This is a genomic window from Histidinibacterium lentulum (assembly GCF_003789055.1).
Taxonomy (GTDB): Bacteria; Pseudomonadota; Alphaproteobacteria; order Rhodobacterales; family Rhodobacteraceae; genus Oceanicola; species Oceanicola lentulus.
The window spans coordinates 85,449-105,100 of record NZ_ML119083.1; the positions used below are offsets into that span (position 1 = coordinate 85,449).

The 19,652-nt window shown below is 69.0% G+C and carries 19 protein-coding genes; 10 read left to right on the forward strand and 9 right to left on the reverse strand.

The genetic code is table 11. From position 1 onward, the window contains the following. Positions 1–3: 3 nt before the first annotated feature. The 7 genes from ligD to EAT49_RS06325 all read left to right on the forward strand — a co-directional run bounded on the left by ligD (position 4) and on the right by EAT49_RS06325 (position 8,136). Positions 4–2,433 (forward strand): DNA ligase D, encoded by a 2,430-nt coding sequence (gene ligD / locus EAT49_RS06295; protein ID WP_123641455.1) that lies wholly within the window; start codon positions 4–6, stop codon positions 2,431–2,433. A 129-nt stretch (positions 2,434–2,562) separates the two neighbouring features. Then, complete coding sequence (locus tag EAT49_RS06300; protein ID WP_123641456.1) at positions 2,563–3,267, forward strand: FadR/GntR family transcriptional regulator; 705 nt, start codon at positions 2,563–2,565, stop codon at positions 3,265–3,267. Beyond that, positions 3,267–4,466 (forward strand): mandelate racemase/muconate lactonizing enzyme family protein, encoded by a 1,200-nt coding sequence (locus tag EAT49_RS06305; protein WP_123641457.1) that lies wholly within the window; start codon positions 3,267–3,269, stop codon positions 4,464–4,466. The genes EAT49_RS06300 and EAT49_RS06305 overlap by 1 nt, the downstream gene beginning before the upstream one ends. A 30-nt stretch (positions 4,467–4,496) precedes the next feature. Beyond that, entirely contained in the window at positions 4,497–5,471 is a 975-nt protein-coding gene (locus EAT49_RS06310; protein WP_123641458.1) for a sugar ABC transporter substrate-binding protein, read from the forward strand. A gap of 87 nt (positions 5,472–5,558) precedes the next feature. Continuing rightward, positions 5,559–6,545, forward strand: coding sequence for an ABC transporter permease (locus tag EAT49_RS06315; RefSeq protein WP_123641459.1), 987 nt, complete (start codon positions 5,559–5,561; stop codon positions 6,543–6,545). Then, positions 6,542–7,276, forward strand: coding sequence for an ATP-binding cassette domain-containing protein (locus EAT49_RS06320; RefSeq protein WP_123641460.1), 735 nt, complete (start codon positions 6,542–6,544; stop codon positions 7,274–7,276). Before EAT49_RS06315 ends, EAT49_RS06320 begins: the two co-directional genes overlap by 4 nt. Continuing rightward, positions 7,273–8,136 carry an aldose 1-epimerase gene (locus EAT49_RS06325; RefSeq protein ID WP_123641461.1) on the forward strand — a complete coding sequence of 288 codons (864 nt, stop codon included), beginning with the start codon at positions 7,273–7,275 and terminating at the stop codon, positions 8,134–8,136. Before EAT49_RS06320 ends, EAT49_RS06325 begins: the two co-directional genes overlap by 4 nt. A gap of 5 nt (positions 8,137–8,141) precedes the next feature. Here the strand turns inward: EAT49_RS06325 and EAT49_RS06330 are convergent, their stop codons facing one another. Genes EAT49_RS06330 through EAT49_RS06355 form a run of 6 tightly spaced genes read right to left on the reverse strand, consistent with a single transcriptional unit; the run spans position 8,142 to position 13,835 of the window. Next, on the reverse strand, positions 8,142–8,936 hold the full coding sequence (locus EAT49_RS06330) for an SDR family NAD(P)-dependent oxidoreductase (protein ID WP_123641462.1): 795 nt from the start codon (positions 8,934–8,936) through the stop codon (positions 8,142–8,144). Beyond that, positions 8,933–9,748 carry an ABC transporter permease gene (locus tag EAT49_RS06335; protein ID WP_123641463.1) on the reverse strand — a complete coding sequence of 272 codons (816 nt, stop codon included), beginning with the start codon at positions 9,746–9,748 and terminating at the stop codon, positions 8,933–8,935. The genes EAT49_RS06330 and EAT49_RS06335 overlap by 4 nt, the downstream gene beginning before the upstream one ends. Beyond that, positions 9,748–10,527, reverse strand: coding sequence for an ABC transporter permease (locus EAT49_RS06340; protein WP_185020676.1), 780 nt, complete (start codon positions 10,525–10,527; stop codon positions 9,748–9,750). Before EAT49_RS06340 ends, EAT49_RS06335 begins: the two co-directional genes overlap by 1 nt. Next, on the reverse strand, positions 10,517–11,323 hold the full coding sequence (locus EAT49_RS06345; protein ID WP_123641465.1) for an ABC transporter ATP-binding protein: 807 nt from the start codon (positions 11,321–11,323) through the stop codon (positions 10,517–10,519). Before EAT49_RS06345 ends, EAT49_RS06340 begins: the two co-directional genes overlap by 11 nt. 4 nt (positions 11,324–11,327) lie before the next feature. Continuing rightward, on the reverse strand, positions 11,328–12,767 hold the full coding sequence (locus EAT49_RS06350; protein ID WP_123641466.1) for an amidohydrolase family protein: 1,440 nt from the start codon (positions 12,765–12,767) through the stop codon (positions 11,328–11,330). 3 nt (positions 12,768–12,770) lie between these two features. Beyond that, positions 12,771–13,835: an ABC transporter substrate-binding protein gene (locus EAT49_RS06355; protein WP_185020677.1), complete on the reverse strand. Its 1,065-nt coding sequence runs from the start codon at positions 13,833–13,835 to the stop codon at positions 12,771–12,773. A 225-nt stretch (positions 13,836–14,060) separates the two neighbouring features. Here EAT49_RS06355 and EAT49_RS06360 point away from each other — a divergent pair, with 225 nt between their 5' ends. The 3 genes from EAT49_RS06360 to EAT49_RS06370 are packed head-to-tail and all read left to right on the forward strand — an operon-like array spanning position 14,061 to position 16,599. After that, positions 14,061–14,894: an alpha/beta fold hydrolase gene (locus tag EAT49_RS06360; RefSeq protein ID WP_185020678.1), complete on the forward strand. Its 834-nt coding sequence runs from the start codon at positions 14,061–14,063 to the stop codon at positions 14,892–14,894. Further along, on the forward strand, positions 14,891–15,598 hold the full coding sequence (locus EAT49_RS06365) for a pyroglutamyl-peptidase I (protein ID WP_123641469.1): 708 nt from the start codon (positions 14,891–14,893) through the stop codon (positions 15,596–15,598). The genes EAT49_RS06360 and EAT49_RS06365 overlap by 4 nt, the downstream gene beginning before the upstream one ends. Further along, on the forward strand, positions 15,595–16,599 hold the full coding sequence (locus EAT49_RS06370; RefSeq protein ID WP_123641470.1) for an isopenicillin N synthase family dioxygenase: 1,005 nt from the start codon (positions 15,595–15,597) through the stop codon (positions 16,597–16,599). The genes EAT49_RS06365 and EAT49_RS06370 overlap by 4 nt, the downstream gene beginning before the upstream one ends. 14 nt (positions 16,600–16,613) lie before the next feature. On the opposite strand, the gene EAT49_RS06375 is transcribed toward EAT49_RS06370, so the two are convergent. The 3 genes from EAT49_RS06375 to EAT49_RS06385 form a co-directional block, all read right to left on the reverse strand. After that, positions 16,614–17,738, reverse strand: a complete 1,125-nt coding sequence (locus EAT49_RS06375; RefSeq protein ID WP_123641471.1) for a cobalamin-independent methionine synthase II family protein — start codon at positions 17,736–17,738, stop codon at positions 16,614–16,616. A 124-nt stretch (positions 17,739–17,862) separates the two neighbouring features. Continuing rightward, positions 17,863–18,885: a LacI family DNA-binding transcriptional regulator gene (locus EAT49_RS06380; protein ID WP_123641472.1), complete on the reverse strand. Its 1,023-nt coding sequence runs from the start codon at positions 18,883–18,885 to the stop codon at positions 17,863–17,865. Continuing rightward, a complete protein-coding gene (locus EAT49_RS06385; RefSeq protein WP_123641815.1) occupies positions 18,885–19,649 on the reverse strand; it encodes an SDR family NAD(P)-dependent oxidoreductase in 765 nt (254 codons plus the stop codon). Before EAT49_RS06385 ends, EAT49_RS06380 begins: the two co-directional genes overlap by 1 nt. Positions 19,650–19,652: the final 3 nt, after the last annotated feature.

The following is a 19,652-nucleotide window of genomic DNA, read 5'->3' on the forward strand; positions in this document are numbered from 1 at the left end:
CCCGTGTCCCGGCTGGAGACCTATATTGAGAAGCGCGATTTCGAGCGGACGCCCGAACCGGCCGGAGGCGCGCCGCAGCCCGGACTCGCCCTGCGCTATTCGATGCAGAACCACGACGCGCGGCGTCTGCACTGGGACCTGCGGCTGGAATGGGACGGCGTGCTTCTGAGCTGGGCGGTCACGAAGGGCCCATCGCTCGACCCCGGCGACAAGCGCCTGGCGGTGCAGACGGAGGATCATCCGCTGGACTACCTGACCTTCGAGGGGATCATCCCTGCGGGCAATTACGGCGCGGGGACGGTGATGCTCTGGGACCTCGGCCACTGGCAGCCGCGCGGGGATGTCGCCGAGGGGCTGAAGAAGGGGCACCTGAAGTTTGCCCTGCACGGCGAGCGGATGACCGGCGGCTGGAGCCTCGTGCGGATGAAGCGCGAGGGCAAACGCGAGAACTGGCTCCTGATCAAGGAGGAAGACGAGGCGGCGCACCAGCCCGACCCGGTGGCGCGGCATGTGACCAGCGTTGCCACAAGGCGCAGCATGGAGGAGATCGCGCAGGACAGGCCCGATCGCCCCCAGCCCGAGCGCACGGGCGCGACGCCGCGCTGGCGGCAGCCGCAGCTTGCGACACTGACGGAGAACCTCGGCGACCCCGAGAGCCGTTGGCACGAGTTGAAATTCGACGGCTATCGTGCCCTTGCCGGCCTCGGGCGGCAGGGGCTGCGCCTCTACACGAGGAACGGTCACGACTGGACGGAGAAGTTCGCGCAACTTGCCGGACCGTTCTTCGACCTGCCCTGCGATACCGCGCTGATCGACGGGGAGATCGTGGTGGGCGCGGGGCTCTATGGTTTCGGGCGATTGCAGAAGGCGATCAAGCTGGGCGGGCCGTTCACCTTCCAGGCCTTCGACCTGCTGCAACTCGACGGCGAGAGCCTGACGAGCTGGCCCCTGACCGAGCGGCGCGCGGCGCTGGAAAAGCTGCTCAGGGATGCGCCTCCGCTGGGGCCGATCCAGACCTCCCCGGTCATCGAGGGCGATGCCGGACGGGCCTTTCGCGCGGTCTGCGAGAATGGCGGCGAGGGGCTGATTTCCAAACGGCGGGATGCCCCCTATCGGGGCGGGCGGGGCCGGGCCTGGGAAAAGGTCAAGTGCGTCAGGCGGGCCGAGTTCGTGATCCTCGGCTGGCAGAAGTCGGACAAGCGCGGCCGCCCTTTCGCCTCGCTGGCGCTGGGCGTGCAGGAGGCGGGCAGGCTGACCTATGTCGGGCAGGTCGGCACCGGCTGGGACACCGATACGATGGAAGAGATCGCCGCGCGGCTTCGCCCCCTCGCCCGCAAGACACCGCCCGCCGAGGTGCCGCAAGCAGAGGCGCGCGGCATGGAATGGGTCGCGCCGCGTCTGGTTGCGGAGGTGCGTTATGGCGAGATGACCGAGGACGGACGGCTGCGACACCCGAGCTTCCTTGGTCTCCGCGAGGACAAGCCCGCCGATGAGGTCACGCGAGAGACGCCCGCCCGGTCTCTGAGTGCCGCCGCGACCGGCAGACCGCGGGTCGCGGGGGTCGCGATCAGTTCCGCCGACCGGCGGGTCTTTCCCAAGGCGGAGTTCACCAAGTTGGACGTGGCGGAGTACTACGCCCGGGCGGCCGACCGCCTGCTGGCCCAGGCCGCCGACCGGCCACTGTCGCTCGTGCGACTGCCCGAGGGGCTGGAGGGCGAGAGGTTCTTCCAGAAGCACGCGGGCAAAGGGTTTCCGAAGGCCATCGGGACCGTGCCGATCCGCGAGAAGGATGGCAGCACGCGCGACTACATATATGTGAGCGATGCCGGGGGGCTGGTGGGTGCGGCGCAGATGGGGACCCTTGAATTTCACATCTGGGGCGCGCGCCGGGACCGGCTCGACCGGCCCGACCGCATGGTCTTCGACCTCGACCCGGACGAGGGGCTGGATTTCGCCGATGTCCGCGCGGCGGCCTTCGACCTGCGGGACCGGCTCGAGGACCTGGGCCTGTCGTCCGCGCCGCTTCTGACCGGGGGCAAGGGAGTTCATGTCGTCGTGCCCCTTCGCCGTACGGCGGGCTGGGAGACGATGACCCTTTTCAGCCGGACCTTCGCGCAGCTCTGCGCGCGTGACGAGCCGGACCGCTACGTCGCCACCATGTCGAAGGCGAAACGCAAGGGCCGCATCTTCATCGACTGGCTGCGCAACGAGCGCGGCTCGACTGCCATCGCGCCCTGGTCGTTGCGCGCGCGCCCCGGCGCGCCGGTGGCGGTGCCCGTGACCTGGGACGAGCTACCGGAAATGGAGCGCGCCGACCTCTACACGCTGGACACGGCATTGGAACGCGACCCGCAGACCGCCCCGCTCCCCAAGGCTGTCAGCCTGACGCGGGCGGTCGTCGATCGGCTGAGCGCGCGCGTGGACGGTAGCTGAGCCCGATCGGCCTTAGCATCGCGTCACGGAATCCTTTTGACAGACCGGGCCAAGCGGTGCTTTCGTACGGCCTGCAAGAACCTGTCAGACAGGATGCCGCGAACTGTGACCGAAAGACTGGCGAATGACATGATACCCGGCACACCGAAACCGGGGCGCGTCAACGACGTGATCGGTGCAGTCACTCGCCATATCCGGCACAAGGACCTGATGCCCGGCGATCGCCTGCCCAGCGAGGCGGCGCTCTCGAAGGAACTCTCTGTCTCCCGCCCCGTCGTGCGGGAGGCGCTGCGGTCGCTGGCCGCCATGCGGATCATCGAGCTCAATACCGGACGCCGGGCGACGGTGGCGCAGATCGACCACGGGCCACTGTCGCTGCTGCTGGAGCACGGCCTGAACACGGAGCAGATCAACGTCCAGCAGATCTACGACGTGCGGCGGACCATCGAGGGCCGGATCGTTGCACTGGCCGCCCTGAGGCGGACCGACGAGGAGGCGGAGGCGATCCTCGGTCACGCGCGGGCCATGCGGGGCGCCGAAGCGGACCCGCCCCGGATCATGGAGCACGATCTCGCCTTTCATGCGGCCATCGCGCGGGCGTCGCGCAACCCGGTCTTCGCCCTGATCGTGGGCGCCTTCGAGGGGATCACCCGCCAGACCTGGGCCATCGGCTGGCGGTCCCGCGTCTCGGAGGACGCGCGGCAGACCATGCTCGACACCCACCTCGCCATGGCGGAGGCCATCGAGGCGGGCGACCCGGTGGAGGCCGCGCGGCTCATGGCGCTCCATTTCGACGAGAGCACGCGGGCGCTGCTCGATGCGGGACTCGCGTGATGAAGATCACCGGGATCGAGACCATCCGCATCGCCGAACGCCCGAACCTGATCTGGGTGGAGGTCCATACCGACGAGGGGCTGACCGGCCTCGGGGAGACATTCTTCGGCGCGGGCGCGGTGGAGGCCCATGTCCACGACTGGATCGCCCCCCGCGTCATCGGCCGCGACCCGCTTGAAATCGACGGGCTGGCAGCGGACCTAGCGGGATACCTCGGCATGCGCTCGGCAGGGGCGGAGATGCGGGGCAACTCGGCCTTCGACATCGCGCTCTGGGATCTCTTCGGCAAGGCGACGGGCCAGCCCATCGCCCAGCTTCTGGGTGGGTTCACCCGCCGCTCGATCCGCACCTACAACACCTGCGCCAGCAGCGACTACATCAAGAGCGCCACGGGACAGGTCGTGTCGAACTGGGGCAAGGGCGGCGACAGCCATGATGATCTGAACGGCTTTCTGCACCATGCCGACGAGCTGGCTCAGTCGCTGCTGGAGGAGGGGATCACCGCGCTCAAGATCTGGCCCTTCGACATCCCCGCCGAGAAGACGCGCGGGCAGCACATCTCCTCCGAGGACCTGAAGACCGCGCTGGAGCCCTTCGAGAAGATCCGCCGCGCGGTCGGCGACCGCATCGACATCATGGTCGAGTTCCATTCGCTCTGGCAGCTCCTGCCCGCCATGCGCATCGCCAAGGCTCTGGAGCCCTACGGCACCTACTGGCACGAGGACCCGATCCGAATGGACAGTCTCGCCAGCCTCAAGCGCTATGCCGACGCCTCCCCCGCGCCGATCTGCGCCTCGGAGACGCTGGCGACGCGCTGGGCCTTCCGCGACCTTCTGGAGACCGGGGCGGCGGGCGTCGTGATGCTCGATCTGAGCTGGTGCGGCGGCATCAGCGAGGCGCGCAAGATCGCCGCGATGGCCGAGGCCTGGCACCTGCCCGTGGCGCCCCACGACTGCACCGGGCCGGTCGTGCTGACCGCCTCGACGCATCTGTCGCTGAACGCGCCGAACGCCCTTGTGCAGGAAAGCGTCCGCGCCTTCCTGCGCACCTGGTACCGCGATCTCGTCACCGCCCTGCCGGAGGTGACAGGAGGAGAGATCACGGTCCCGCCCGGCCCCGGCCTCGGCCTGGAGCTGCACCCAGAACTCGACCGCCAGTTTTCCGCACAGCGTCGGGTCACAGAAGAAGCGGACATCTGACGACGACCGAACCCAATGGAGGAGAGACCCATGAAATGCCTGACCTACGCGGCCGCCATGGCCGCCCTGATGTCCACCGCCGCCATGGCCCAGGACGGGCCGATGAACATCGTGTTCACCCACCATTCCAGCGCATCCAACCCGTTCTGGCAGGCCGTCCAGAAAGGTTTCGACGACGCCTGCGAGAAGATCGAGGCGAATTGCCAGATGATCTTCACCCAGACCGAGGGCGCGATCGACCAGCAGGCGGCGAACATGATCACCGCGCTCGCCGGTAGCCCTGACGCGTTGATCACGTCCATCGTGGACAACACGGCCTTCGACCAGATCATCCAGCAGGCCGTCGACCAGGGCGTCACGGTCATCGCCGCCAACGTGGACGACACCGAAGGGGCCGCAGGCAATGCGCGCGCCGCCTTCGTCGGCCAGGGCTTCATCCCGGCGGGCTATTCGCTGGGCCAGAAAATGAGCGAGTTCTTCCCCGAGGAAGGCCCGATCAACGTGGTCGTCGGTATCTCCGCCCCCGGACAGAACTGGTCGGAACAGCGCGGCATGGGCGTGATGAACTTTATGGAGGAATACGCCGCCGCAAACCCCGACCGGGAGGTGAACGTCACGCGGCTCGACACCGGCACGGATGGCGCGGTGGTGGCCGAACGCGTGGGCGCCTACCTCCTCGCCAACCCCGAGACCACCGCCTATTTCGACACGGGTCTCTGGCACGCCTACGTGGCGCAGGTGCTCGCCGACCGCAACATCCCGCCGGGCCAGGTGCTGATGGGCGGCTTCGACATCGTGTCCGAGGTGCTCCAGCAGATGGAGGCCGGCTACATCCAGGTTCAGGTCGACCAGCAGCCTTACATGCAGGGCTTCATCCCGGTCATGCAGGCCTACCTCGCCCATGCCGTCGATCTGTCGCCCACCGATGTCGACACCGGGCAGGGCCTTGTCCTGCAGGAGGATGTGCCGGCGCTGAAGGAGCTTGCGGCGCAGGGCGTCCGCTGATCCGCGCCGCCTGACCGGACGGGCCGCGCCGGGACACTCCGGCGCGGCCCTCCCATGACATACGCCTTACCGGGGGACGAGCCGCCGATGCGACGCCTGCTCAAGATCTACATGGAAAAGCCCGAGCTTGCGGGCATCGTCTTTCTGCTGGTCCTCGGCACGATCTTTCAGATCCAGTCGGGCGGCGTGTTCCTGAACGCGCAGAACGTGCAGGGCATCCTCGGGCTGCTGCCCGAGATGGCGCTGGTGGCCATCGGGGTAACGCTTCTGATGATCTGCGGCGAGTTCGACCTGTCCGTGGGCTCCGTCTTCGCGCTCTGCCCGATGGTAATGGGCGTCTTGCTGGCCGATGGCGTGTCGTTCTGGCTGGCCTTCCCGGCCGGACTTGGCGCGGCCCTGCTGGTGGGGCTGACCAACGGGATCATCACGATCCGCTTCAACATCCCCTCCTTCATCACGACGCTGGGAATGCTCTTCGTCGCGCGGTCGGCCACGGTGGTGATCTCGGGCGGCTTTCCCCCGATGATTCCGCAGGGCGCCATGCCGCGGGACGCCTTCGTGGCCTTCGTCGGACCTGGCGACATGTTCCGAATGTCGTTCCTGTGGTTCCTTGCCGTCGCGATCCTTGTCTCGCTGCTGCTGGGACGGACAAATTTCGGCAACTGGGTGCGGGCGACGGGGGGCTTTCTGCCTGCAGCACAGTCCATGGGGATCCCCACGGCGCGGGTGAAGATCGCCTGCTTCATGCTCTGCTCGCTGCTGGCGGGCTTTGCCGGGACGATCCAGGTCATGCGCCTCGGCGCCCCACTGCCGTCGATCGGCGAGGGGCTGGAGCTTCAGGCCGTGGCGGCCGCTGTCATCGGCGGTACGGCGCTCACGGGCGGGATCGGGACAATTCTGGGTGGCATCATCGGCGCGGTGCTGATCCGGGTCATCGACAACGGGCTGGTCCTGAGCCGCGTGGATGCCGACTGGTTCAAGATGGCGCTCGGCGGGCTCACGATCTTCGCCGTCATCGTCAACGCCTGGCTGAGAAAGAAGGCCCGCGCCATGAAGGTGGAGACGAACACATGAGCGGCGACGCGATCATCGAGGTCCGGGACCTGCACAAGTGGTACTCCGGCGTTCATGCCCTCAAGGGCGTCAGCCTCGACATCCGCCGAGGCGAGGCACTGGGCCTCGTCGGCGACAACGGGGCGGGAAAGTCGACGCTGATCAACATCCTGTCGGGTACGCAGCAGCCGGACGGGGGGTCGATCTCGTTCGAAGGGCGCAAGGTGCAGTTCGGAAACCCGCGCGACGCGATGGATGCGGGGATCGAGACGATCTACCAGTACAATTCCATGGTGCCGACCATGAGCATCGCCCGCAACATGTTCATCGGACGTGAACCGCTGAAGGCCTCGATCTTCGGCGTGGGCGTCATGGACCGCAGGCGCATGGCCGAGGAGGCGATGCAGGCCCTGCGCGACGTGGACCTGCACCTGCGCTCCCCCGACGCGTTGGTCGGAGAACTGTCGGGCGGCCAGAGGCAGGGCGTCGCCATCGCCCGCGCCATGCATTTCAAGTCGAAGGTGATGATCCTCGACGAGCCCACTAACCACCTCGCGGTCAAGGAGACCGAAAAGGTTCTGGGCTTCATCAAGTCGCTGAAGGCCATGGGGATCACGGCGATCTTCATCAGCCACAACATCCACCATGTCTTCGACTGCACGGACCGGATCGTGGCGATGGCGCTGGGCGAAGTCGTGCTCGACAAGCGGGTGGAGGACACCAGCATGGACGAGGTCCTGGACGTCCTGTGACGGGGCGCGTCCTGACCCTTTCGGCCGGTCCGGCCCGTCTGGAGATTGTCCCCGACATGGGCGGCGGGATCGCGGGCCTCTGGGCGGACGGTGTCCCGGTCCTGCGCACGTGGAGCGGCGTCCCTGACGACGGGCCCTTCGCGCTCGCGTGCAACCTTCTTGCGCCCTTCTCGAACCGCATCTCGGGCGGATTCTGCTGGGAGGGACAGAGGAACGCGCTATCGCCGAACCTCCCGGGGGAACCCTGCCCGATCCATGGCGATGCGTTCCAGCGTCCCTGGGAGGTGCGCGAGGCCAGCGGCACGCACGCGGTCCTGGCCCTCGAGCAGGGCGCCTTCGGTCCATGGCGCTATCGGGCGACGCTGCACTGCCTGCTTCTGGCGGAGCGGGTGGATCTGGACCTGACCGTGACCAACCGCGGCGACACCGCCCTGCCCTTCGGTCTCGGGTTTCATCCGTGGTTTCCACGCATGGCGGACACGGCCCTGCGCTTCGCCGCCTCCGGGGTCTGGGAAGAGGGCGCGGGGCATCTGCCCGCGGGCACCGCAGCCGTACCCCTGCCGCCCGACTGGGATTTCCACGAGATGCGCGCCCTGCCCCAGGGGTGGATCAACAACGCCTTCGCGGACTTCGGCGGAACGCTGACCATCGCCCGGGGCGCCGCGACGCCGGTGACCCTTTCGGCGGGCGAGCCACTCTCCACGCTGGTGGTCTACTCCCCCTCCGCCGAGGCGGAGTTCTTCTGTGCCGAACCGGTCAGCCATCCGGTGGATGCGGTGAACCTGCCTGGGCTGCCCGGCCTGCGCACTCTTGCGCCGGGCGAGGCGATGACCGGCCGCATGACCCTCGGCTGGCGCTGACCGGATCAGACCACGGTGCCGCCGTCCACCAGAAGATCCTGCCCCGTCACGTTGCGGCTGAGGTCCGACAGGAGGTAGAGCACCGCGCCGGCCACGTCTTCTGACGTGGACATGCGGCCAAGGGCCGTGGAGGCGGCGAAGCTGTCATAGGCCTCCGCTGCCGGGATGCCCCGCCTCTCCGCCGCCTCGCCGAGTTGGCGGCGCAATCGCGGCCCGTCGACCCCGCCCGGAGAGACCATGTTGACGCGCACCCCCGCATGCCCCGCCTCCAGCGCCGCGGACTTGGTGAAACCGCGCAGCGCCCATTTCGTGGCGCCATAGGCCGAAGCCTCCCGCACGCCTTTGAAGCCGAAGGTGCCGCCGATGTTGACGATCCCGCCCGCGCGGGCCTCGATCATGGGCGGCAGCCAGTGCTTCATCGTCAAGAAGGTGCCCATCACGTTGAGATCGAAGACCTCGCGGTAGTCCTCCACCGTGTGCTCCCACAGCATCCTGCCCGATGGCCCGGTGCCGCCAGCGACATTCACCAGTCCCCAGTGCCGCTTATCGAAGGCTGCCCGCGCCTGCGCCACGGCGGCCGCCACGCTTCCCTCGTCGGTGACGTCGCAGGGGATGGCAACGGCGCGCCCGCCGCGGGCGGCGAGGGCCTCCGCCTGCTCCGACAGCGCCGCCCTGTCCCGCGCGGCGAGGGCCACCGCCGCCCCGGCCTCCACCAGCATGTCCACGATGGCCGGCCCCATGCCCTTGGCCGGTCCGGTGACAAAGACCGCGCGGCCCGAGAGGTCGATCCCGGGGCTCATTCCGTCAGGTTCCGTTCCAGCCGCGAGGTCGCCGCGAAGAGGGCGAAGGCCGTGGCCATCGACAGGGCCACCGCCGCGAACATCAGCGGCATGTCCCGGTAGGAATAGGCGTCGTAGATCAGCCGCCCGATCCCCGGAGAGCCCGACAGCCACTCCGCCAGCATCGCCGAGAGGAGCGCCGAGGTCGCCGCCGTCCGCAGGCCGGTGAAGATGAAGGGCAGCGCGAAGGGAATACGGGCCTTCCACAGGACCTGCCACCAGCGCGCGCCCGCGACGTGGAAAAGCTCGTCCACGTTGGCGGGCACCGACCGGAAGCCGCGCATGGCGTTCACCATGATCGGAAAGAAGCCCACGATCACCACCGTCACGATGGTCGCCCCCTGCCCCCGCCCGAAGATGAGGATCAGCAGCGGCGCCACGGCCAGAACGGGCACCGTCCGCATCCCGATCACCAGCGGCATCAACGCCCGCGACATCACCCGCGACAGCGTGAAGCCCGTGGCGAGCATCAGCGCCAGCACCGTCGCGATCACCAGCCCGATGCCCGCCCCGGTCAGCGTATGGCCCAGCGCGCCGAAAAGCTGACCCCGGTTCTCGGCAAAGGATGCAAAGGTGGCGGCGGGACCGGGGGCGATGAAGGCGGGCACGTCGAAGAGGCGGAGCGCGCCGGCCCAGAGCGACAGAAGAATAGCGAGGCCAAGCAGCACCGACAGCACCGCGCGCCGGACGGCGGCGAGCCGCACCTGCGCCTCGGCCCAGCGGGTCGGCAGGGCGCGCCAGTCTGGCGTCTCGACCTGGCGGAGGCCGGTCATCAGAGCCTTCCCTCGTCCCGGTCGGCCCAGCCGAGGAAGGCCCTCTCCGCCACGGCGAAGAGGCTGTAACCACCGATGGCCATGAGACAGACCGCGACGATGGTCATCCAGACCTGCGGCGGATCGAAGGAGAACATGGCGTAGATCATCATGATCCCCACGCCGCGCTCCGCCCCCATCCATTCCGCGATGAGCGTGCCGAGCACCGCGAGCGGCGCCGCGATCTTGAACCCGGCGAAGACGAAGGGCAGCGCGCTCGGCAGGGCGAGCTTCACCAGCCGCTGCCATCGCGAGGCGGCGAGGACGTGGAACAGCTCGTCGGAATTGCGGTCCACGGCGCGGAAGCCCTTCATCATCCCCATCAGGATGGAAAAGAAGCAGGCCACCGCCGCCACCACGACATGCAGCGTCATGCCGCCCCCGATGAAGGCGACGAGGATCGGCGCCACCGCGATCAGGGGCGTGCTGTCCACAAGCACGCCCAGCGTGAAGACCGGCCCGCCGGCCCGGCGCCAGCTTGCCCCCACGGCGGCGAACCCCGCGGCGACCAGGGCGGAGATGGCGAAGCCCGCAACCGTCGCGAGGATCGACGGCCAGACGTGATACAGCAGATCGGCGCCGCTGGTGCCGAATTCCGCGATCACCGCCGAGGGCGGCGGCACCGTGATCGGCAGCCACCCTGCCCCCGAGGCGATTTCCAGCATCGCCAGAAGCGCCGCGAAGGTCGCGGCGGGCGGCCAGACGGCAGAGGCAAGGGCGGTCAGGCGGTCACGATCCAACGGCGGCCACCTTCGGTCTCCGGGGCGCTTGCTCGGCCGGTCTGTCGTCGAGGAACAGGAGGTCCCGCACGGCATTCTCCAGCGCGTTGAAGGCCGGCAGCTTCATCTGGCCGAGGCTGCGCGGACGCGGCAGGTCGATCTCCACCGACCCGGCAAGCCGCCCCGGATTGGCCGACAGGACATGCACCGTGTCCGCCATGAACACCGCCTCGGAAATGGAATGGGTCACGAGGACGGCCGTCGTGCCGCTTTCCTTCCAGATGCGCAGAAGCTCCACGTTCATGCGCTGCCGCGTGATCTCGTCGAGCGCGCCGAAGGGTTCGTCCATCAGGAGCACCGAGGGCTCCAGCACCAGCGCCCGCGCGATGGCCACGCGCTGCTGCATGCCGCCCGACAGCTGCGCGGGCCTTGCGTCCTCGAACCCGTGCAGGCCCACGAGGTCGATCAGCGCCTCGGGGCTGCGCCGGGGCGTGACGCCCGCGATCTCCAGCGGCAGGCGCACGTTCTCGCGCACCGTCCGCCACGGCAGGAGCGTCGCCGCCTGGAAGACGAAGCCGATCCTGTGGGACAGCCGCGCGGCCTTCGGCGGCTGGCCCGCCACGGCGATCTGTCCCTCTGTGGGTTGCAGGACGTCGGCGATCATCCGCAGGAGCGTGGACTTCCCGCAGCCCGACGGGCCGATCAGCGCGGCGAAGGCGCCTTCGGGGATCGTCATGTCGATACTGTCGAGCGCGGTCAGCTCCCGGTCCGGCAGGGCGAAGCGCTTGGTCGCGCCCCTGAGCTCTATGCCGCCCATGGTGTCAGGCCTCCTCTGTCACGATCCGGCGGTGGCATCCGCAGCGGTAGTAATCCGCGATGGCCGCCTGCAGGGGGGCAAGGTCCGGGGCCGCGCCCGCCGCTGCGCGGGCCTGGGCCATCAGCTCCGCCTCGGCGGCGGGCAGGTCGATGCCCGTGACACGCCCGGTCTCCACCACCCTGCGGCCCCCCACGATCAGGGTCCGCACATCCTCGGTCCGGGCCCGCGCGATCATCAGGTCCACGGGATCGGCCCGGTCCTCCAGCACGTCCGCGCGGATGCGGGACATGTCGAGCTCCAGAAGGTCCGCCGGGGCGCCCGCCTCGAGGCCCTGCCCCGCGCCGGGACCGAAGATCGCGCGGCGGCCGTCCAGCAGCGCCGCGTCGAGCAGGCGGTCCCGGGTCAGGATATCGTCCACGCCCCAGCCGCGCTGCAGCCGCCAGGCGACGCGCAGCTCGCGCAAGGCGTCCTCGTCGTCGTCGAAGGCCATGCCGTCGAGGCCGAGGCCGAAGCGCAGACCATGGGCGAGATACCGCGCCACCGGCGCGATGCCCGATCGCAGGCGCAGGTTCGACGAGGCGTTGAGCGAGACCATGACCCCGCGCTCCGCCAGCAGGGCGCAATCGGCATCGTCGAGATGCACGCCATGAGCCACGGTCAGCCGCTCGGACAGGAAGCCGATGGCATCGAGATGCCGCACCAGCCCGCCGGGATAGGCGGCGGTCGCCCAGTCCTTCTGAAAGGCCGTCTCGTAAAGGTGCATGTGCACCCGCCGGCCCGTGTCGGCGGAGGCGCGGGCGATGGCGGCGAGGATGTCGTCGTTGACCCATTGCGGGCCGACCGGGCCGTATTGAACCGTGAAGCACTCGTGCTCGAAATCGGCGATCCGCTCGACCATGGCCAGTTGGGCGGACTGGTCCGGCAGGCTCGCCCGCCTGCGGCGCTGCGCCTCCGCCATCGCGGGCGGAAGCCGCGCGAGAAGCGGGTCCGGATCGCCATAGGCCAGAGGATTACGGCCCATGATCGGCACGGCGAAGGCGACGCGGACGCCGACGCTCCGCGCCGCGCGGGAGACCGCCTCGGCCTCCTCCACCAGCGCGGCGGGATCGGCGGTGTTGTGGCAATGGTTGAGCGCGCCCACGCCCGCCCGCGCCATGCGGCCGAAGGCGACGGCGGCGCGCAGCCACGGATCGGTGCGCGGCTCGAGCCCCAGCGCGGCGATCCAGACCTCGAGCGCGTCGTCGCCGGCACCGAAAGCGATGGTCCGCATGCCGCGCCCGTGATCATGGGCGTTCGAGAGCGCGGGCAGGATCAGCCTGTCCTCTCGCGCCGGGGCGAGCGTCACGGCGGCGACCTGCCCGCCATCCAGCTCCAGCCGACCCGGATCGGCGCGCCATTGCCCCGCCGGAGTCCGGCGGAGCAGTTTTCCTTCGACCTGGGTCATAACTCAGGCGACGCCGTGGGCCGCCGCGATCAGCTCCTGCGTCACCACGTCCTCCACGGCGACGGCCCCCTCCTCCATGGTGCCCGCCGCGACGTTGAAGGCGAGGCCCTGCTCGAAGACAGCCGGATCGACCCAGAGGAGCCCGTTCTCCGCCGCGTCACCGATGGGCACGAAATCCGCCATCAGCTTGCTCTCGGCGGTCTGCGCCTCGAGATCGAGCCCGCGCTGGCCGTATTTCTCGACCATCAGCACGGCCATTTCCTCGGGATTCTCCAGATGCCACTGCCAGCCGCGGATCTCGGCGCGCAGCCAGCGGGTCAGCACGTCGCCGCGTTCGGCAATGGTCTCGTCCGTCGCGGTGATGACGCCGGCATAGCCCGGCACGCCGAGGTCGTTCATGTAGGCGATGTGGATGTCCACGCCCCGGGTCATCAGCATCACGCCCTGGTTCGTGGCCCAGCCGTAATAGCCGTCCACCTGTCCGGCGGCGAGCATCCCGGGATCGGTGCCCACGGGCACAAAGGTCACCTCGGAGCTGTCGAGACCCGCGGCGGTCATCAGCGAATCGATCTGCGGCTGAAGACCGGTAGGCAGGGCGATGGTCTTGCCCGGGAAATCCTCGAGGCTGGTCAGCGGGCTTTCGGCCAGCGACATGATCGCGCCGGGGGCCTTCTGCATGATCGCGGCGATGGCCTTGATCGGCATGCCGCCGATGCGCGAGCGGATCGTGCCGTCCACATCGGTGTCCGAGGTGTCGGCCTGCCCGGTCGCGATGGCGACATCGGTGCCGATGGCGTTCGGCCCGCCCGCGAGGAACTCCGCCTCGATGCCCTCTTCCTCGAAATAGCCCTGCTCGATGGCCGCGAAGTGCCCGCCGAACTGGATCGACTTGATCCAGCCGAGCTGGTGCGTGACCTTGTCGAGCCCCTGCGCCGACGCAGGACCCGCGCCGCCCAGAAACATCGGGGCGAACCCGACACCCGCCATGGCCCCCATGCCGCCAAGAAACCTCCGGCGGCCCGTGATCAGGTAGGGCGTGGCGAGTTTTCCCGTGGAATTGCGCGTCATGGTGAGGCTCCCTGGCTGTGTCCGCTGTCTTGACGGCCAATGATGCGCCCGCCCTTCGCAGGCGCGGCAAGGATTCCGGGCAAGATGTCGCGGCGAGTCCGAGGTTGCCCCTTTCGCGCGCTGCGCTGCGGCGGCCTGCCGAAAATCCATGCGCTCGCGAATCCGCCTGAGCCATGCCGCGCGCGGGCTTTGACTCGGGCCGTGCCTGCCGGGAGCATGAGACACATGAACGTTCTCCGTGATCCGATCGGGCGGAGCATCGTGGATGCCGCCGGCCTGCCGCTGTCCATGCTTGAGGCCGGCCCCGCCGACGGGCCGGTCGTGGTCCTGATCCATGGTCTGGGCTGGGATGCGCTGAGCCTCTGGCGGGGCACCATTGCCGCGCTGTCTGAGGCCGGCTTTCGCGTTCTCGCCCCCGACATGCGCGGCGTGGGGGCAACGCCTGCGACGGAGGCGGCCTATTCCATCGACCTCTATGCCGCCGACGTCGTGGCGGCGCTTCAGACCCTCGGCGTGACCCGCTTGGCCTTCGCGGGCTTCTCCCTCGGCGCCCCGGTCGCGGCGGCGGCGGCCCTGCGGCATGGCGGGGCCTCGGCGCTCGTCCTCGCCTGCGGCGGCCTGTCCAGCAGTCCCCAAGCGGAGGCAGGAACCGAGAACATGCTGGCGCGGGTGGCGACGCTCTCCGCCCGGGAGTTCGCCATGGAACAGGCGGAGGCAATCTTTCATCCCGCCTGGGCCGAGGCCCATCCCGGGGCCGTCGCCGCCTTCATCGAACGGCGCACGGCGATGGACCAGGACGCGCTCTTCCGCGCCTTCCGCTCGGCGCGCGGGATCGACCTTCGCGCCTCTGTCGCCGGGCTGGGCGTGCCGGTGCAGGTGATCGCGGCGGCGGAGGACAGCTTCATCACCGTGGAGGCCCTGCGCGCCATCGCGGACGGCATTCCCGGGGCGCGCTTCGCGGTCCTGCCGGACTGCGGGCACATGGCGCCCGTCGAGCGGCCCGACCTTTTCGAGCCACTCCTTGCCGAATTCCTGACCGCCATCGGAGCGCCCGCATGAGCCTCGACACGCCGGGAAGGCCCATCGGCCTCGTCACCGGATCGGCACCCTTCGCCGGGCTGCCCGACAACCCGGCCTCCGATCTCCTGCCGCTCTTCGACGGGCGCGAGATCGGCGGTGTGACCCTGCGCTGTATCCGGACACCGGTCAGCCGCGCGCGGCTGCCCGCCCTGAACCGTGACCTGGCGGCGGAGCATCGCCCGGTGTTCTGGGTTGCGCTTGGGCTCGCGACGGGCGAGCCCGGCTTCCGCTTCGAGACGACGGCGATCAACCGCGTCGATTTCGGCGTGGCCGACAACGAGGGAGACCGGCCCACGGACGGCGGCCCGATCGAGCCGGCCGGCCCCGCCGCAAGGTTCGCGACATGGGATGCGCGAGCGCTGGCACGGGGGCTGCTGGCCGCGGACCTGCCCGCCACCGTGTCGCACCATGCCGGGACGCATCTGTGCAATCTCAACCTCTACTGCCTTCTCGGCGCCATGGCCGCGGCGGGCGTGACCGGCCCAGCCGGCTTCCTGCACCTGCCTTATACGACGGCGCAGGTCGCGCGGTTCCTCCGCGAGGGGCCCGAGGGGGGCGATGCCGCGCCGATGACGCCGCGCCTGCTGCCCAGCCTGCCGCAAGAGACCCAGGCCGCGGCGCTGGAACTGACGCTGACGGCCCTTGCAAAGGCCGCACTGATCACAAAGGAGACCCTCCGATGACCGACCAGAAGTTTCCGAAGGCCTACGAGAAGGCCCGCGATGTCGATATCTCGGCGATCCCGGTGATCGACTTCGAGGGTTTCCGCGACGGCTCGGAGAGCACCCGCGCCGCCATCGCCGAGAGGATCGCCGCGGCCTGCGAGACGGTGGGCTTCTTCTATCTCGCCGGGCACGGCGTGCCGCAAAGCCTGATCGACGACACGTTCGGCATGAGCGCGACGTTCTTCGCCCAGCCGTTCGAGGACCGGATGAAGACCGGCGCGACGCTCGACTGGTGGCGCGGCTACGTCCCCTCGAAGCTGGAGGGCGAGGGCGGCCAGGTGGGCGGGGCCATCGAGACCTTCCGCACCATGTTCGAACTGGCGCCCGACGATCCCGACGTGAAGATGGGCAAGCCCATGCACGCGCCGAACCGCTGGCCCGATCATCTGGCGGGCTTCAAGGACACGGTGACGGCCTACCAGGAAAGCCAGCTCGACCTGTCAGTGCATCTGGCGAAGGCCTTCGCCATGGGCCTCGACCTGCCGGAGGACTGGTTCGCACCCTATTACAAGCGCCCGCTGGTGCAGCTGAGCCTCCTGCACTACCGCCCGCCGAAGTCCCAGCGGGAGGAGGACTTCGAGATCGGCGCGGGGGAGCATACGGACACCGGCGCCTTTACCCTCCTGATGCAGGACGACACCGGGGGGCTCGAGGTGGGGCATCTCGAGAACGAGTGGATCTCGGCGCCGCCCATCGCGGGGACCTATGTCATCAACATCGGCGACATGATGATGCGCTGGACCAACGGGCGGTACCGCTCCACGCCGCACCGGGTGGTGAACCGGTCGACGAAGCCGCGCTATTCGATCCCTTTCTTCGCCAATCCCGATTACGACAGTATCATCGCCCCGCCGCCGCAGCTGGTGGAGCCCGGAACGCCGGTGGCCTTTCCGCCGCTCCATTTCGGCGAGTACATGGACGACTTCTACTCCAAGGGCATGGCCTATCTGCGGAAGTGACGGGGGCGCGGGCGTCACTGCGCCCGCGCCGCGCCTTCGGCGAGAGCGGCGAGTTTCGCATAGGCGATATCGGGATCGACGGCGCCGAAGCCCGCGAAGGTGCCGAAACCGCAGTCGGACCCGGCGATCACCCGCTCGCGGCCCACGATGGCCGTGAACCGCTCCAGCCTTTGCGCGACGAGGTCGGGATGCTCGACGAAGTTCGTCGTCGTGTCGACGACGCCGGGCACCAGCACCTTGTCCTCGGGGATATCCGCCTTGCGGTCGCGGAACACCGTCCATTCATGGCCGTGGCGGGGGTTTGACGTCTCGAACAGCACATAGCGCGCGCGGGCGGACATGAGCGTGTCGAACATCTGCGCCATCGGGATATCGCAGATATGGGGCCCCTCGTAGTTGCCCCAGCAGATGTGAATGCGGATCCTTTCCTCAGGCAATCCCTCCAGCGCGTGATTCAGCGCCTCCACATGCTGGCCCGCAATCCTTACGAAGTCCTTGTCGGAGAGATCCGCGAAGAGCATGTGTCGCGACAAGGCCAGATCGGGGCAGTCGAGTTGAAGGTCGAGACCGGCCTCGACGATCGTGCGGTACTCGTCGCGCATCGCATCCGCGAGGGCGGCGAGATAGGCCTCGCGCGTGGGATAATGGGCGTTCTGCAGGAAGAGCGAGATCACCCCCGGCGAGGCCGCGTTCATGAAGCCGTGCGCGATCCCGTGCGCCTCCATCGCGGTCTTTAGGTTGACGATGTCCTTTTGCAGTTCGCCCTGTCCCCTCGATGTCACTTCGCCCACGCACATCGGGCGGGCGAAGCGGGGGGAGCCGTCGTCGCGGGACAAGCGTTTGAGATAATTCGGGAAAAGGCTCAGGTCGGCTGGCGTGTTCCGGGGACTGTCACCGCCGAAGCCGGTGTAGCGGTCCTTCACATAGGTGGCGTAGCTGATCTTCGAGGTCTCGCCGTCGGAGACGATGTCGACGCCTGCAAGCCTTTGACGTCGGACGGTTTCCATCACCGCCTCGGCGATGGTCGCGTCGAACTCCGACGCGTCCGCGGGCTCTCCGCGTTCGCGGGCGAAGAGGGCATCGACCACCCGCTGGCTGCGGGGGAGGCTGCCGACGTGGGTGGTTGCGATGGGGGTCATTTGAGGCCTCTGCGATGTGATGCAAGCCGTGCACGGAGCGTGCACCGGACCGGCACCGCCGGAAACGGACCCTCCGCGATCCGGCGGCGCGCGTCGAGGCCATCGCCGGGAAAGACCGGCTCTCTCACCTGCTCCAGCCCGCAGGAACCCGGGCGGAGCCGCGCACCCTGAGATCGGCGGAAATGGCGATGCGGCGGGGTTCGTCGCACGCCTGCTCGATCTGGTCGATCAGGATCGCGACGGTTTCCGCGACCATGCGGGTCGCGGCCTGACGGACGGTGGTGAGATCGTAGGCGGGCCAGGCGGCGGGGGGCACGTCGTCATAGCCCACGACGGACACGTCACCGGGCACCGACAGCCCCAGTTCGTGGCGCAGCACGTCCATGACGCCGAAAGCCATGTGGTCGTTGGCGACGAAGACGGCGTCGGGCCGGTCGGGCCCGGCAAAGAGAACGCGCGCGGCGGTGCGGGCGGTCTCGAGGCGAAACTCTCCGGCTGCGCGGGAATGGAGCGCGGCGCCGCCACGCGCGAGGCCCGCGAGAAAGCCGAACTCGCGGTCGCGTTGGGTGGAGGCGCCCTCCCAACCGGCGATGTAGGCGATACGGCCGTGGCCCCCGGCGAGCAGGAACTCTGCCACCCGGCGCCCGCCCGCGACGTTGTCGGAGGTAACCGCCGAGAGCGAGGGATCGTCCTGGCTCCGGTTGAAGAGAACCACAGGCACGCCCGCCGCGCGGCATCGGGCCGACAGTTCCGACCCCAGCCCGGCGGAGGCGGCGACGATACCGTCGACCTGATGGTCGAGGATGCGCTCCACGATGTCGTCCACGTTCTCGGCGGTCTGGGAGGCCATGAACAACAGGACGTGATAGCCGCGGTCCTGAAGCAGCTTCGACAGCTTCTCCAGCGCCTCCGGGTAGAAGTAGTTGTCGAGATAGGCGACCACGAGGCCGATGATGCGGCTGCGCCCCGAGGCCATGGTCCGGGCGATGACATTCGGACGGTAACCCAGTTCCGCCGCGGCCTTGCGCACCTTCTGCACGGTCCGGGGCGAGGCGGAGGCCCCGGGGGTGAACACGCGGCTCACGGCGGACTGGGACACGCCGGCGCGCGCCGCCACGTCCGCCGAGGTGATCTTGCGCCCCCGCATCAGTCGGCGGTCCAGCCTCCGTCCACCAGGATCGCCGTGCCGGTGACCAGAGAGGAGGCCGGGGAGGCGAGGTAGAGCACGGCGCCCATGATGTCCTCCGTCTCTCCCACCCGGCCCAGCTTGATCTTCTGCATCAGCCAGTCGCGTTTCGCGGGATCGTCGAATGTCGCCTGGGTGAAGGAGGTGAGGATGAAGGTCGGGCAGACCGTGTTGATGCGGATGCCCTGCGGGCCGAATTCCAGCGCCATCGCCTTGGTGAAGCCTTCGACGGCGAATTTCGACGCGCAGTAGACGGCGCGGTCGAGACCGCCGACATGGCCCATCTGGCTGGAGATGTTGATGAGCGATCCGGGCTTTCCGGCGGCGATCAGCCCCCTGGCCACGGCCTGCGTCAGGAAATAGGCGCCGCGCAGGTTCACGCCCATGACGGTGTCGAAATCCTCGGGCGTCGTCTCGGTCGCCTTGGTGTGCTTCGCCACCCCGGCGGAATTCACGAGAATGTCGAACGGGCCGTGGTCCGCCACGGTGGCGGCGGTCGCCTCCACATCGGCGACGTCGAGCCGGAGGGCGGCTGCCTTCCAACCGCGGGCGGTCATTTCTCCTGTAATTTCTTCCAGCGCCTCGATGCGCCGGGCCGCCAGCGTCACCTCGGCCCCGGCCTCGGCCAGCGCGGTGGCGCAGGCAAGTCCGATGCCCGACGAGGCGCCCGCGACCAGCGCGCGCTGACCGTCGAGCCGGAAGGACGGGGGATTGGGCAGGGTCACCAT